Source organism: Pseudomonas oryzihabitans (genome assembly GCF_007665395.1).
Lineage (GTDB): Bacteria > Pseudomonadota > Gammaproteobacteria > Pseudomonadales > Pseudomonadaceae > Chryseomonas > Chryseomonas psychrotolerans_C.
This window is the reverse complement of the sequence record NZ_VDND01000004.1, coordinates 148,614-162,947: the sequence shown is the minus strand read 5'-3', so window position 1 is coordinate 162,947 and position 14,334 is coordinate 148,614. Positions and strand designations below refer to the sequence as shown.

Below are 14,334 nucleotides of genomic sequence, written 5' to 3'. Positions count from 1 at the left end.
GGCGCGGCCGACCGACGCCGTCTCCAGGCGGCCGCTGCCGCCTGCAAAAGCCGGCATTATGGTGGTGGCTAGCTGAACGTCGGCTTAAGGATGGGCAATCGCGCCGCCCTAGCGGAAATGCCGCTGCACGGCCATGTAGGCGGCCAGCGCCAGGCCGACCCAGCCGACCAGCCAGAAATAGTCGAGATAGCCCAGCACCTGGCTCTGGCGGGTGACCAGGCTGGAGATCTGGGCGAGGGCACTGTCGGCGCCGGTGGCCTGCCGGTAGCGCTCGCCATAGGCCTGGTAGGTCCGGGCATAGGGGGTGACCGCGGCGCTGAGCACCGTGGTATGGAAGGCATCGCGCCATTGCAGGAAGACGTTGGACAGCACGATGCCCATCGGCATGACCAGCTGCTGGGTCATGTTCTTGATCTGGTAGGCCTGGCTGAAGTAGGCCGGTTCGACGCGCATGAAGGTGTACATGATGATCACCGCGAAGGTGCCGATCAGGTAGGTGCCGTGCATCATCAGCCCCGGGACCAGTTGCTGGTAGAGGGGGACGTCGGCGTGCTGGCGCACCATCCAGAAGCCATAGCCGGCCAGCAGCAGATAGCCGGCGACCAGGTACTTGCGGAAGCCGCCCCAGGGAAAGCGGTCGCGCAGCCAGACCGAGGTGATCATCAGCAGCGGCACCAGGCCGCACAACCAGCCCAGCGCCATGACGCCCCCGGCGGTGTACACCGGCAGTTGCAGGCCGTTGACCACGTACTGGGGGATGATGAAGTTGTAGGCGCCGAGCAGGAAGTAGTTGAGCATCATGAACAGCATGCCGGCGAGAAAGCCGGGGGTGATGGCATGCTTGAAGTCCAGCGTCGGCCGCGCCAGGCCCCGCTCGTAGTAGACGTACAGCCCGAGGATGGCCGCCCCCAGCAGCAGCTCCAGCGCCAGCCACAGGCCATCGCTGAAGAAGTCGAAGGCCAGCCGCTGGGTGGTGGTGGTCAGCAGCAGGCTGCCGGCGGCGAGCAGCACCATGGAAAGGAGCGAAGGCGCGCCGGAATTCTGCAGCGGATGGGAGCGCCGCGGCAGCGACAGCCAGACGCAGATCGCCACCAGCAGGCACGCCAGGGCCGGCACCAGGAAGATGGCGCGCCATTGATGCCCTTCCAGCAGCTCCGCGGTGGTGAAGGAAGCCAGGGCCCCGCCCAGGGGCACGCCGGAGGCGAAGGCGCGGATGCCGGTCGGCAACTGGGGCCCGGAGAAGTACATCTGCACCAGCACCCGCGCCCCGGCGAAGAAGGTGGCGGCGCCGGCGCCCATCAGGACGCGCCCGGCGATGAAGGTCGGCAGGTCGGTGGCCAGCAGGCAGCACCCCTGGCCGACGAGGTGGATGCCGACGGCGGCGAAGATCAGGTTGCGATAGCCCAGGCGCTGGGCGAACCACTGGTGCGGTGCGCTGCTGAGGATGACCGCGGCGCTGTAGCAGGCGGTAGCCAGGCTATAGCTGCGCTGGTCGATGCCCAGGCCGCCATAGACGTAACGATTGGCCAGGGCGATGGACAGGTTGTCGAGAAAATACACCAGCACCATGAGGGTGATGCTCAGCAGCAGGAGGCCGCGGTGGTGGGGGCGATCGGTGTCGTCGGCGTACATGAAGACCCAAGGCTGGCACTAAGGGGGCCAGCCGTGGACCCTGCGTCCGGAGTGGGGTTCAGCGACCACGATGTCGCAGTCGCCGCCAGGTGATGCGGATCGCCTCCCCGATCAGCCCGGCAGCAGTGCCCGGACGTCGGCCAGCAGCTCGTCCGGCACCTCCAGCCAGCCCCGCGCGGTATTGCGCTGCCGGGCCCCATAGCGCCGCTGCGACGGCAGCCGTGCGCCCTGGGCCTCGATACCGGCGAACAGCTGCTCGGCACGCGCCTGATAGTCGGCCACCGCCGCACCGAGGAAGCGCTGGGGATCGAAGGCGAGGATGAGTTCACCGTGATAGGGCAAGCCACCCGCCCCGGCGTCGAAGGCCGACGATTCCGGACTGGTGAGATCGCCGATCAGCGGCCCGGCCAGCAGCTCGATCATGGCCGCCAGGGCGGAACCCTTGTGGCCACCGAAGGTGAGCATGGCGCCCTCCTCCAGTACGGTACCGGCGTCGCGGCTGGGCGCCCCGTCGGCGTCCACGCCCCAGCCCTCGGGCAAGGCTTGGCCGGCCCGGCGATGCAGCTCGATCTCGCCGCGGGCCACGGCACTGGTGGCGAAGTCGAAGACGAAGGGCGGACCCTCCGGACGGGGCCAGCCGAAGGCGATGGGATTGGTGCCGAACAGCGGGCGCCGGCCGCCGGCCGGGGCGACATAGGCCTGGGTCGGATTGCAGGCCAGGGCCACCAGGCCCCGGGCGGTGAGGGCTTCCATCTCCACCCAGAGCGCCGAGAAGTGCACGCAACGGTTGATCGCCAGGGCCGCCAGGCCGCAGGCACGGGCCTTGGTCTCGAGCAGCGGCAGACCGGTCGCGAAGGCCAGCGGCGAGAAGCCGCCGCCCGCATCGACCCGGACGATGGCCGGGGCCAGGTCCTCGACCCTGGGCTCGGCATCCGCCACCACCTTGCCGGCCTTGAGCGTCTTGATGATGCCCAGGAGCCGATAGATGCCATGGGAGGCGCAGTCATCCTGCTGCCCGGCCACCATCACCGCGGCGATGGCCGCCCCCTGCGCGGGGCTGAAGCCATGGGCCGCGAGCACCTCCTCGGCCAGGTGCTGCAGGTCTTGCGGGGTCATCTGGGCCATGGCGGCGCTCCATCGGGGGAAACCCCGACTATGCCGCAAGCGGGCGCCCGCCGCTCGCTCGACTTGGGAGCGGCCAGGCCGATCCCGGCACAGTCAGCCCTGGTGGTAGCGCCCGGACAACTCGTGCACGGCCTCGATGAAGGCACCGGCATGGGCCGGATCCACCTCGGGGGTGATGCCGTGGCCGAGGTTGAAGACATGGCCGCTGCCCTGGCCATAGCTCTCCAGGATGCGCCCCACCTCGGCACGGATGGCCGCCGGCTTGGCGTAGAGCACGCTGGGGTCCATGTTGCCCTGCAGCGCGACCTGGCCACCTACCCGCCGGCGCGCCTCGCCGATGTCGCAGGTCCAGTCCAGTCCCAGGGCCTCGGCGCCGCTGTCGGCCAGGCTTTCCAGCCAGAGGCCGCCGTTCTTGGTGAAGAGGATCACCGGTACCCGGCGCCCCTCGTGCTCGCGGATCAGCCCGGCGACGATCTTGCGCATATAGGCCAGGGAGAATTCCTGGTAGGCCGCCGCCGAGAGGTTGCCGCCCCAGGTATCGAAGATCTGCACCGCCTGGGCGCCGGCGCGGATCTGGCCGTTGAGGTAGGCGGTGACCGCCTGGGCCAGCTTGTCCAACAGCAGGTGCAGGGCCTCGGGGGTGTCGTAGAGCATGGCCTTGGCCTTGCGGAAGTCCTTGCTGGAGCCGCCCTCGATCATGTAGGTCGCCAGGGTCCAGGGACTGCCGGAAAAGCCGATCAGCGGCACCCGCCCATCCAGCGCGGTGCGGATGGTGCGCACGGCGTCCATGACGTAGCCCAGGTCGCTCTCGGCATCGGGGATCGGCAGGGCCTCGATGTCCGCCGGGGTATCGATCACCTTGCGAAAGCGCGGCCCCTCGCCGGTCTCGAAGTACAGGCCCTGGCCCATGGCATCGGGGATGGTGAGGATGTCGGAAAAGAGGATGGCCGCATCCAGCGGATAGCGTTCCAGCGGCTGCAGGGTCACCTCGCAGGCGAACTGCGGGTTCTTGCACAGGCTCATGAAGTCACCGGCGCGGGCCCGGCTGGCGCGGTACTCGGGCAGGTAACGCCCGGCCTGGCGCATCATCCACACCGGGGTGACGTCCACCGGCTGCTTGAGCAGGGCACGCAGGAAACGGTCGTTCTTCAGGGCGGTCATGGCGACATCCGGCAGCAAAAGTGCCGGCATTGTCGCAAAGCGGCTGGCAAAAGGCACGGCGCCAGGGCGTGCCTTTTGTCTATCGCGGCGATCGGCTCACCAGCTCTTGTAGGGCAGGAACTTGCCGTTGAGGACGATCTGCACCCGATCCCCCTTGGGATCGGCCACTCGCGAGATATCCATGCTGAAGTCGATGGCGCTCATGATGCCGTCGCCGAATTCCTCATGGATCAGGGCTTTGATGGTATCGCCGTAGACGTTGATCATCTCGTAGAAGCGATAGATCAGCGGATCGGTCGGCACGGCCTTGTCCCAGTGCTTGTGCGGGAAGGCTTGCAGGGCCAGGGACACTTCCTCCGGCAACTCCAGCACCTGGCACAGGCGCTCCGCCACCGCCGGCGGCATGCTGTTCATGCCCAGGCAGGCGGAGGTGGTCCAGACCGGCGACATTTCCAGGCTGGCGGCGATCGCGACCCAGCTCAGGCCGAGACGCTGCTTGGCGGCCAGGATGGCGGAGGTCATTTCGGGCTTGTTCATGGCAGTACCTCGCAGGAGAGAACCGAGATCTCTGCAGGCCTTGTGCCAGGGCCGCCTGGCGCGCGGACGGGCTGTCCGGGGGCTGGCGGCACCCGAGACTGCACCAGAAAGCAGCCTCGCCGCTGAACGACGCCCAAGAAAAAAGCCGACCGGCTTGGCGCCGGTCGGCTTTCCTCCATCCGGAGCGGCTTAGACGCCCAGGTAGTCGAGGATGCCCTCGGCGGCGTTGCGGCCACGACGGTCTACCGATGCGGCCGCCCAACGAGCTGATCGAGGCCATGCCGATGCGCCGTAGCGACCACTCCTACAGCGGCATCGTTCCCCGTAGGAGCGGCCCATGGCCGCGATGATCTGACAGCCACAAAAAAGGCCGACCGGCTCGGTGCCGGTCAGCCTTTTCCGTCCAGGGCGGTTTAGACGCCCAGGTAGTCGAGGATGCCCTCGGCGGCGTTGCGGCCTTCGAAGATGGCGGTCACCACCAGGTCGGAACCGCGCACCATGTCGCCACCGGCGAAGATCTTCGGATTGCTGGTCTGGTGCTTGAACTCGTTCATCCCGGGCGCCACCACGCGGCCCTGGCTGTCGAGGTCGATGCCGAACTGCTCGAACCAGGGTGCCGGACTCGGGCGGAATCCGAAGGCGATGACCACCGCCTCGGCCGGCAGGATCTCCTCGGAACCGGGAATCGGCTCGGGGCTGCGGCGGCCGCGGGCATCGGGCTCGCCGAGGCGGGTTTCCACCACCTTGACGCCTTCCACCTTGTCTTCGCCGATGATGGCGATGGGCTGGCGGTTGAAGAGGAACTTCACGCCCTCTTCCTTGGCGTTCTTCACTTCCTTGCGCGAGCCCGGCATGTTGGCGGCGTCGCGGCGGTAGGCGCAGGTGACGCTCTTGGCGCCCTGGCGGATCGAGGTGCGGTTGCAGTCCATGGCGGTGTCACCACCTCCCAGGACCACCACCCGCTTGCCCTTCATGTCGACGAAGTCGGCCGCATCCTTCTCGAAGCCCAGGTTGCGGTTGACGTTGGCCACCAGGAAGTCCAGGGCGTCGTGCACGCCGGGCAGGTCTTCGCCGGGGAAGCCGCCCTTCATGTAGGTGTAGGTGCCCATGCCGAGGAAGACCGCATCGAATTCCTCGAGCAGCTGATCCATGGTCACGTCCTTGCCCACCTCGGTGTTGAGGCGGAATTCCACACCCATCCCGCCGAAGACCTCGCGACGGCGGCTGAGCACGGTCTTTTCCAGCTTGAACTCGGGGATGCCGAAGGTCAGCAGGCCACCGATCTCGGGGTGCTTGTCGAACACCACCGGGGTCACGCCGTTGCGCACCAGGATGTCGGCACAACCCAGGCCGGCCGGACCGGCGCCGATCACGGCGACGCGCTTGCCGGTGGGCTTGACCTTGGACATGTCCGGGCGCCAGCCCATGGCGAAAGCGGTGTCGGTGATGTACTTCTCCACCGAGCCGATGGTCACCGCGCCGAAGCCGTCGTTGAGGGTGCAGGCACCCTCGCAGAGCCGATCCTGCGGGCAGACCCGGCCACAGACCTCGGGCAGGGTATTGGTCTGGTGCGACAATTCCGCCGCCGCCAGGATGTTGCCCTCGGACACCAGCTTGAGCCAGTTGGGAATGAAGTTGTGCACCGGGCACTTCCATTCGCAATAGGGGTTGCCACAGCCCAGGCAGCGGTGTGCCTGTTCGGCGGCCTGCTGCGGCTTGAAGGGATCGTGGATCTCGACGAATTCCTTCTTGCGCTGGCGCAGCAGCTTCTTCTTCGGATCCTTGCGACCGACCTCGATGAACTGGAAGTCGTTGTTCAGACGTTCAGCCATTTCCAAACCTCTTGAAGCGACGCCCCTTCAGCTGGGCGCCACGAGCTAGCACGGTGAAACCGGCCCCCTGGGAGCCGGCATCGAAGTCGTTATTCCGGACGGGCGCGGGTGCTGACCAGCAGCGAGGCCAGGCTCGCGGCCTTGGGCTTCACCAGCCAGAACTTGCGCAGGTAGTCGTCCAGGTTCTCATGGAGATGGCTGCCCCAGGCACTGCCGGTCTCGCGCACGTATTCGGCCAGCACCCCTTCCAGGTGGCTACGGTAGGCCTCCATGGCCTCGCTGTTGATGCGCTGGATCTCCACCAGTTCGTGGTTGACCCGGTCGTAGAAGCCGTTGTCCAGGTCCAGCACATAGGCGAAGCCGCCGGTCATGCCCGAGCCGAAGTTGTAGCCGGTCTTGCCCAGGACGCAGACGAAGCCGCCGGTCATGTACTCGCAGCAGTGGTCGCCGGTGCCTTCCACCACGGTGTGGGCCCCGGAGTTGCGCACCCCGAAACGCTCACCGGCGGTGCCGGCGGCGAACAGCTTGCCACCGGTGGCGCCATAGAGGCAGGTGTTGCCGATGATCGCCGACTCCTGGCTCTTGAAGCCCGCGCCCTGGGGCGGGGTGATCACCAGCTTGCCGCCGGTCATGCCCTTGCCCACGTAGTCGTTGGCGTCGCCTTCCAGATACAGATGCAGACCGCCAGCATTCCACACGCCAAAGCTCTGCCCGGCGGTGCCCTTGAAGCGGAAGGTCACCGGCGCCTTGACCATGCCCTGGTTGCCGTGGCGCCGGGCGATTTCGCCGGAGACGCGGGCACCGATGGAACGGTCGCAGTTGCCGATGCTCAGGCTGAACTCACCGCCTTCGAGCTGCTCGATGCCCGGCAGCGCCATGCGCACCATTTCCTCGGCCAGCAAGCCTTGGTCGAACGGTGGGTTCTTCTCCACCTGGCAGAACTGCGGCTTCTCGGCCGGAATATGGTCGCTGCCCAGTAGCGGGGTCAGGTCCAGGTGCTGCTGCTTGGCGGTCTCGCCCGGCAGGATCTCCAGCAGATCGGTACGGCCGATCAGCTCGCCCAGGCTGCGCACGCCCAGCTTGGCCAGCCACTCGCGGGTTTCCTCGGCGATGAAGGTGAAGAAATTCATCACCATCTCCACCGTGCCGATGAAGTGTTCCTTACGCAGCCGGTCGTTCTGGGTGGCCACGCCGGTGGCGCAGTTGTTCAGGTGGCAGATGCGCAGGTACTTGCAGCCCAGGGCGATCATCGGCGCGGTGCCGAAGCCGAAGCTCTCGGCGCCGAGGATGGCCGCCTTGATCACGTCCAGGCCGGTCTTCAGGCCACCGTCGGTCTGCACCCGCACCTTGCCGCGCAGGTCGTTGCCGCGCAGGGTCTGGTGCGCCTCGGCCAGGCCCAGCTCCCAGGGCGAACCGGCGTACTTGATGGAGGTGACTGGCGAGGCGCCGGTACCACCGTCGTAGCCGGAGATGGTGATGAGGTCGGCATAGGCCTTGGCCACACCGGCGGCCACGGTGCCCACGCCGGGCTCGGACACCAGCTTGACCGACACCAGCGCCTGGGGGTTGACCTGCTTGAGGTCGAAGATCAGCTGCGACAGGTCCTCGATGGAGTAGATGTCGTGGTGCGGCGGCGGCGAGATCAGGGTCACGCCGGGTACCGCGTAGCGCAGCTTGGCGATCAGGCCGTTGACCTTGCCGCCGGGCAGCTGGCCGCCCTCGCCGGGCTTGGCGCCCTGGGCCACCTTGATCTGCAGCACCTCGGCATTGACCAGGTACTCGGGGGTGACGCCGAAACGCCCGGTGGCCACCTGCTTGATCTTGGAGCTCTTGATGGTGCCGTAGCGCGCCGGGTCTTCGCCGCCCTCACCGGAGTTGGAACGACCGCCCAGGCGGTTCATGGCCTCGGCCAGGGCCTCGTGGGCTTCCGGCGACAGGGCGCCCAAGGAGATACCGGCGGCATCGAAGCGGGTGAAGATGTTGGCCAGCGGCTCGACCTCTTCCAGCGCCAGGGGCTGGTCGCTGGTCTTGACCTTGAGCAGGTCGCGGATCATGGCCACCGGGCGCTGGTCCACCAGCGCGGTGTATTCGCGGAACTTGGCGTAGTCGCCCTGTTGCACGGCCGCCTGCAGCAGGTTGACCACGTCCGGGTTGTAGGCGTGGTACTCGCCGCCGTAGACGAACTTGAGCAGGCCGCCCGGCTGGATCGGCTTGCGGTTGTTCCAGGCCTCGCCGGCCAGCAGCTTCTGCTCGGCCTCCAGGTCGACGAAGCGCGCGCCCTTGATGCGGCTGGTGACGCCGGGGAAGCAGAGGTCGGTGACCTCGTCCGCCAGGCCCACGGCCTCGAACAGCTGGGCGCCGCGGTAGGAGGCGACGGTGGAGATGCCCATCTTGGAGATCACCTTGAGCAGGCCCTTGGTGATGCCCTTGCGGTAGTACTTGAACACCTCGTAGAGATCGCCCAGCACCTCTCCGGTGCGGATCAGGTCGCCCAGCACCTCGTAGGCCAGGAACGGATAGACCGCGGTGGCACCGAAGCCCAGCAGCACGGCGAAGTGGTGCGGGTCGCGGGCGGTGGCGGTCTCCACCAGGATGTTGCTGCTGGTGCGCAGGCCCAGGTTGACCAGGTGGTGATGCACGGCGCCGGTGGCCAGCACCGCGTGTACCGGCAGCTTGCCCGGCTCGATGTGGCGGTCGGTCAGTACCAGCAGCACCTTGCCGGCGCGCACGGCCTCCTCGGCCTGCTCGACGATGTTGCGCAGCGCCGCCTCGAGCCCCATGGACTCGGGGTAGTTGAGGTCGATCTTGACATGCTCGAAGCCGGGCTTGGGCATGTTGAGGATGGTCCGCCACTTGGCCGGCGAGACCACCGGGCTGCTCAGGATGGCGCGATCGGCGTGCTCGGCGGTCTCCTCGAAGACGTTGCGCTCGGCGCCCAGGCAGGTCTCCAGGGACATGACGATGGACTCGCGCAGCGGGTCGATCGGCGGGTTGGTGACCTGGGCGAATTGCTGGCGGAAATAGTCGTAGGGCGAACGGATACGCCGCGACAGCACCGCCATCGGGGTGTCGTCGCCCATGGAGCCCACGGCTTCCTGGCCCTGCTCGCCCAGCGGGCGCAGCACCTGGTCACGCTCCTCGAAGGTGACCTGGAACATCTTCATGTACTGGCGCAGCTGATCCTGGTCGTAGAAGGCCGAGCCGTGATCGTTGTCGTCCAGGGTCGCCTGGATACGCATGGCGTTCTTGCGCAGCCATTGCTTGTAGGGGTGGCGCGCCTTGAGGCGGTTGTCAATGTCGTCGGTCTGCAGCACCTCGCCGGTCTCGGTGTCCACCGCGAGGATCTGCCCCGGGCCGACCCGGCCCTTGGCGATGACGTCGTCGGGCTGGTAGTTCCAGACGCCGACTTCCGAGGCCAGGGTGATGTAGCCGTTCTTGGTGGTCACCCAGCGCGCCGGGCGCAGGCCGTTGCGGTCGAGCAGGCAGACGGCGTAGCGACCTTCGGTCAGCACCACGCCGGCCGGACCGTCCCAGGGCTCCATGTGCATGGAGTTGAATTCATAGAAGGCGCGCAGATCGGCGTCCATGGTCTCGACGTTCTGCCAGGCCGGCGGAATGATCATGCGCACGGCGCGGAACAGGTCCATGCCACCGGTCACCAGCAGTTCCAGCATGTTGTCCATGCTGGAGGAATCGGAACCGACGCGGTTGACCAGCGGACCGAGCTGGTCGAGGTCCGGGATCAGTTCGTTGACGAACTTGGTCCGCCGCGCCTGGGCCCAGTTGCGGTTGCCGGTGATGGTGTTGATCTCGCCGTTGTGGGCGAGATAGCGGAAGGGCTGCGCCAGCGGCCACTTCGGCAGGGTGTTGGTGGAGAAGCGCTGATGGAACACGCAGATGGCGGTGGCCAGACGCGGATCGCCGAGGTCCGGATAGAAGGCGGCGAGGTCCGCCGGCATCATCAGACCTTTATAGACGATGACCCGCGACGACAGGCTGCAGATGTAGTGCTCGGCGTCCTCGGCATTGCGCACCGAGGAACGGCGGCGGGCGGAGAACAGCTTGACCCCGAACTGCTGATCGTCGAGACCCGGGCCGGCGACGAACACCTGCTCGATGCGCGGCAGGCGTGCCAGCGCCAGTTCGCCCAGCACCGAGGTGTCGATGGGCACCTTGCGCCAGCCGACCAGGGTCAGGCCGGCGGCCTCGATCTCCAGGTTCATGTTGGCGCGGGCCTGTTCGGCACGGGCCTCGTCCTGGTTGAAGAACACCACGCCGGCGGCGTACTGCTCGGGCAACTCGGCACCGAACTGCTCCTGGGCGATGGCGCGCAGGAAGGCGTCCGGCTTCTGCATGAGCAGACCGCAACCGTCGCCGGTCTTGCCGTCGGCGTTGATACCGCCCCGGTGGGTCATGCAGGTCAGGGCTTCGATGGCCGTTTCCAGCAGGTCATGGCTGGGCTCGCCCTGCATATGGGCGATCAGGCCGAAGCCGCAGTTGTCCTTGAAGCTATCGGGATTGAACAGGCCTGCTTTCATAGCGCTCTCACCGGCAATCAGGTTGTTGCGAAGGCATCACAAAACGGTCCGTTTGTTTGAACTTTTTTCGGACAGTCAAAGGCTGACCAGTGTATCGAAAAAATCGCCTTCGACAAATACCGATGACACCTGATGAAAATTGCATGACGCAAAACAGAAAGCCCCGGCGTCACTCTCGTGATAGCGCCGGGGCTTTCTTTTCCTGCCAAGCAACAATCAGCGACTGGTGGCGATGTCCTGCTGGATACTGGCGAAGGTCCGCGGCCAGGGCTTGCTGGCCTGTACCTTGGCCGGCAACTGCTTGGCCGCCGCTTCGGCCGCCGCGCGATTGGCGAAGTTGCCGTAGGTCACCACATAGAGCGCCTTGCCCTGGTAGCTCTTCTTGAAGTAATGGAAGCTGCCACTGTCGGCCTGGGCGGCGATGAAGTCCTGCGCCGCCTTCTCGGTACTGGTGCCGACGACCTGCAGGGCGTACTTGCTACCGGACTGACTGCCGTACCAGCCGGCGGCCGCACCCGCGGAATGCGTCGCGGGCGCAGCGGGAGCCGGAGCGGGCTTGGCCGGTGCCGGCGTCGGAGTCGCCGCGGGGGCCGTATGCCGGGGCGCAGGTGCCGCGACCGCCGGGGCGCTGGGCGCCGGGGTACGGGCCGGCGTCCGGCTGGGCAGTTCGTCCTCGTCGTCCAGCGGCGGCGCCTCGGTGCTCACGGTCGGCGGCACACCTCCCGCGCCCTGGTCGTTGCCGGCCGCGGTACCGGCCTGGCGCCCACCGGCGGCTTCCGCCAGCGGCTCGCGGATGACCGGTTGCGACTCGCCTACCAGGGGCAGCGGCAGCGGCTTGGACGAGCCGTCGAACTGGATGGGCGCACCTTGAGCATCCTTGCCGCTGGAAGCCGTGGCCTGGCCACCCAGGGGCAGGTCCTGTCCACTCGCCGTGGTCGCCGGCGCCTCGCTCTTGCCGCCCTTGAGCGACAGCGCCGCGGCGCCGACCGCCAGCACCACCACCCCGAGAATGATCAGGTGCTTGCGCGGCAGGGCGGCGAGCAGATTGCGCGAGGCCTTGGCCGGCGCCGCCGCCTTCTTGCGGCGGGCGCTCATGCCCGCCACCAGGATGTCCCGCGCCTCTTCGTTGAGCCGGCCGGGCCAGCCGCCGGAGCGCTCGTGAATGGTCGCCAGCTGCTCGTCGGTGAATATCTCCAGCCCCTGGCCGGCACCTTCCAGGCGCTGGGCCAGGTACTCTTCGGCCTCGCTTTCGCTGTAGGGCAGCAATTCGATGGCGTGGTAGCGCTCTTCACCCTGGGCGATGTCCTCCAGGCGCATCACCACCTCGGCTTCGCCGAACAGGAACACGTGCAGACGCTCCTTCTCGGCGCCGCCGGCCAGTTCCAGCAGGGCTTCCAGGGCGGGCGTCGCCAGCGCCTCGGCGTCATCGACCAGGATGTAGACCTCCTGCCCGGCCAGGCGCACTTCCGCGGCCTGCTCGAGAATGGCGGCCGGGGTCTGGCTATCGGCGCCCACGCCCTTGGCGACCTGGGCCAGCACGGTGCGGGCGTCGCCGCCGTTCTGCGCGGAAATCACCACGCAGTGCACGGCTTCCTTCTTGGTGCTGGCCGCCAGGGCCTGGCGCAGCAGCGTCTTGCCACTGCCCTCGGGGCCGCTGACCACCAGCAGCAGCTGGCTGTAGCGGGCCAGGTGATGCAACTGGCCCAGCACCGGCTTGCGCTGCGCCGGGAAGAACTTGAAACCGGGAACGCGTGCGGCGAACGGGTCGTGGGTGAACTGGTAGTGACCGAGAAAGGCTTCGTCGGCGTGCAGATTGGACATGGGACTCTCTTGCTCTCCTTACTGGGCGGTCAGAACGCGGTAATCGGTACGCAGCGTCTGCTCGAGGATGTCGCGGGCGAAGTCGGCGGTCACCACGGCCTGGCCCAGGTCACTGAGCAGCACCAGCCGGAGTTGTCCGTCCAGGACCTTCTTGTCCACCGCCATGAGGCGTTCGAAATCGGCGGGCCGCATGTCGGCCGGCGGTACCACGGGCAGCTTGGCCCTCAGCAGCAGGCGGATGGCGCGGTCGCGCTGGGCCGCGCTCAACCAGCCCAGCAGCAGGGACATCTGCAGGGCCATCACCATCCCGGCGGAGACCGCCTCGCCGTGCAGCCAGACGCCATAGCCCTGGTGGGTCTCGATGGCATGGCCGAAGGTATGGCCCAGGTTGAGGATGGCGCGCAACCCCGACTCGCGCTCGTCGCTGCCGACGACCTGGGCCTTGGCCGCGCAGGAGCGCTCGATGGCCTGGGTGAGCGCCGCCTGATCGAGGGCCAGCAGCGCCTCGACATGCTCTTCGAGCCAGCCGAGGAAGGGCTCGTCGCAGATCAGGCCGTACTTGATGACCTCCGCCAGGCCGGCCGACAGCTCCCGCGCCGGCAGGGTGGCCAGGCTGTCGGTGTCGATGACCACCGCCTTGGGCTGGTAGAAGGCACCGACCATGTTCTTGCCCAGCGGGTGGTTGATGCCGGTCTTGCCGCCGACCGAGGAGTCCACCTGGGAGAGCAAGGTGGTGGGCACCTGGATGAAATCCACCCCGCGCTGATAGCAGGCCGCGGCGAAACCACCCATGTCGCCGACCACCCCGCCCCCCAGGGCGATCAGGGTGGTCTTGCGGTCATGGCGATCCTGCAGCAGGCCATCGAAGATCAGCTGCAGGGTTTCCCAGTTCTTGTGCGCCTCGCCGTCGGGCAGCACGATGGCGCTGACCTGGCGATCGCCCAGGGTGCGCCGCAGCCGCTCCAGATAGAGTGGCGCGATGGTGTCGTTGGTGACGATGGCCACCTTGCGCCCGGCGAGGTGGGGCAGGAAGCATTCCGGCCGATCCAGAAGGCCCTGGCCGATGTAGATCGGGTAGCTGCGCTCACCGAGCTCGACGTGAAGAGTCCGCATGCCGTCACCAAGATTCAAAGGGCGCCTAGCATAGCGCAGAACGCGCGCGGCTTTAATGCGGCGCCAGGGCTTTCAGACGGTCGAGTATCTGCAGCACCACCAGCCGCGGCGGTCGCTCGTCGGTCTCGATGATGATGTCGGCGATCTGGCGATAGAGCGGATCGCGCATGGCCATGAGGTTGCGCAGCACCGCCGCGGGATCGGCGGTCTGCAACAGCGGCCGATTGCGATCCCGGGCAGTCCGCTCGATCTGCTGCTCGATGGAGGCATGCAGGTAGATGACCCGGCCGCCGCGCTTGAGCGCCTGGCGATTATCCTCACGCAGCACGGCGCCGCCGCCGGTCGCCATGACCAGGCCGTTTTCCGCGCACAGCTCGGCGATCGCGGCGCGCTCACGCTCGCGAAAGCCCTGCTCGCCTTCCACGTCGAAGATCCAGGGAATGTCGGCACCGGTGCGCTCTTCGATCACCTTGTCGGAATCCTTGAACGGCAACCGCAGCTCCTTCGCCAGGAGCCGACCGATGGTGCTCTTGCCCGAGCCCATCGGTCCCACGAGAAACAGATTACGCACTTAT

Annotated in this window: 9 protein-coding genes; all 9 read right to left on the bottom strand. The window is 67.3% G+C overall.

From position 1 onward, the window contains the following. Window positions 1-108: 108 nt before the first annotated feature. Window positions 109-1,632, bottom strand: coding sequence for an MFS transporter (locus FSV73_RS10795; protein WP_145007594.1), 1,524 nt, complete (start codon window positions 1,630-1,632; stop codon window positions 109-111). A 111-nt stretch (window positions 1,633-1,743) separates the two neighbouring features. After that, entirely contained in the window at window positions 1,744-2,757 is a 1,014-nt protein-coding gene (locus tag FSV73_RS10790) for an Ldh family oxidoreductase (protein ID WP_145007593.1), read from the bottom strand. Window positions 2,758-2,850: 93 nt separating this feature from the next. Next, a complete protein-coding gene (gene hemE / locus FSV73_RS10785) occupies window positions 2,851-3,918 on the bottom strand; it encodes a uroporphyrinogen decarboxylase (protein WP_145007591.1) in 1,068 nt (355 codons plus the stop codon). A 96-nt stretch (window positions 3,919-4,014) separates the two neighbouring features. Continuing rightward, on the bottom strand, window positions 4,015-4,455 hold the full coding sequence (gene cynS / locus FSV73_RS10780; RefSeq protein WP_145007589.1) for a cyanase: 441 nt from the start codon (window positions 4,453-4,455) through the stop codon (window positions 4,015-4,017). A gap of 413 nt (window positions 4,456-4,868) precedes the next feature. Next, window positions 4,869-6,287: an FAD-dependent oxidoreductase gene (locus FSV73_RS10775; protein ID WP_145007587.1), complete on the bottom strand. Its 1,419-nt coding sequence runs from the start codon at window positions 6,285-6,287 to the stop codon at window positions 4,869-4,871. Window positions 6,288-6,376: 89 nt separating this feature from the next. Continuing rightward, window positions 6,377-10,825: a glutamate synthase large subunit gene (gene gltB / locus FSV73_RS10770; RefSeq protein ID WP_145007585.1), complete on the bottom strand. Its 4,449-nt coding sequence runs from the start codon at window positions 10,823-10,825 to the stop codon at window positions 6,377-6,379. 216 nt (window positions 10,826-11,041) lie between these two features. Further along, window positions 11,042-12,646 (bottom strand): AAA family ATPase, encoded by a 1,605-nt coding sequence (locus FSV73_RS10765; RefSeq protein ID WP_145007583.1) that lies wholly within the window; start codon window positions 12,644-12,646, stop codon window positions 11,042-11,044. An 18-nt stretch (window positions 12,647-12,664) separates the two neighbouring features. Beyond that, on the bottom strand, window positions 12,665-13,759 hold the full coding sequence (aroB, locus tag FSV73_RS10760; protein WP_145007581.1) for a 3-dehydroquinate synthase: 1,095 nt from the start codon (window positions 13,757-13,759) through the stop codon (window positions 12,665-12,667). 52 nt (window positions 13,760-13,811) lie between these two features. Then, a complete protein-coding gene (gene aroK / locus FSV73_RS10755; RefSeq protein WP_145007578.1) occupies window positions 13,812-14,330 on the bottom strand; it encodes a shikimate kinase AroK in 519 nt (172 codons plus the stop codon). Window positions 14,331-14,334 lie beyond the last annotated feature (4 nt).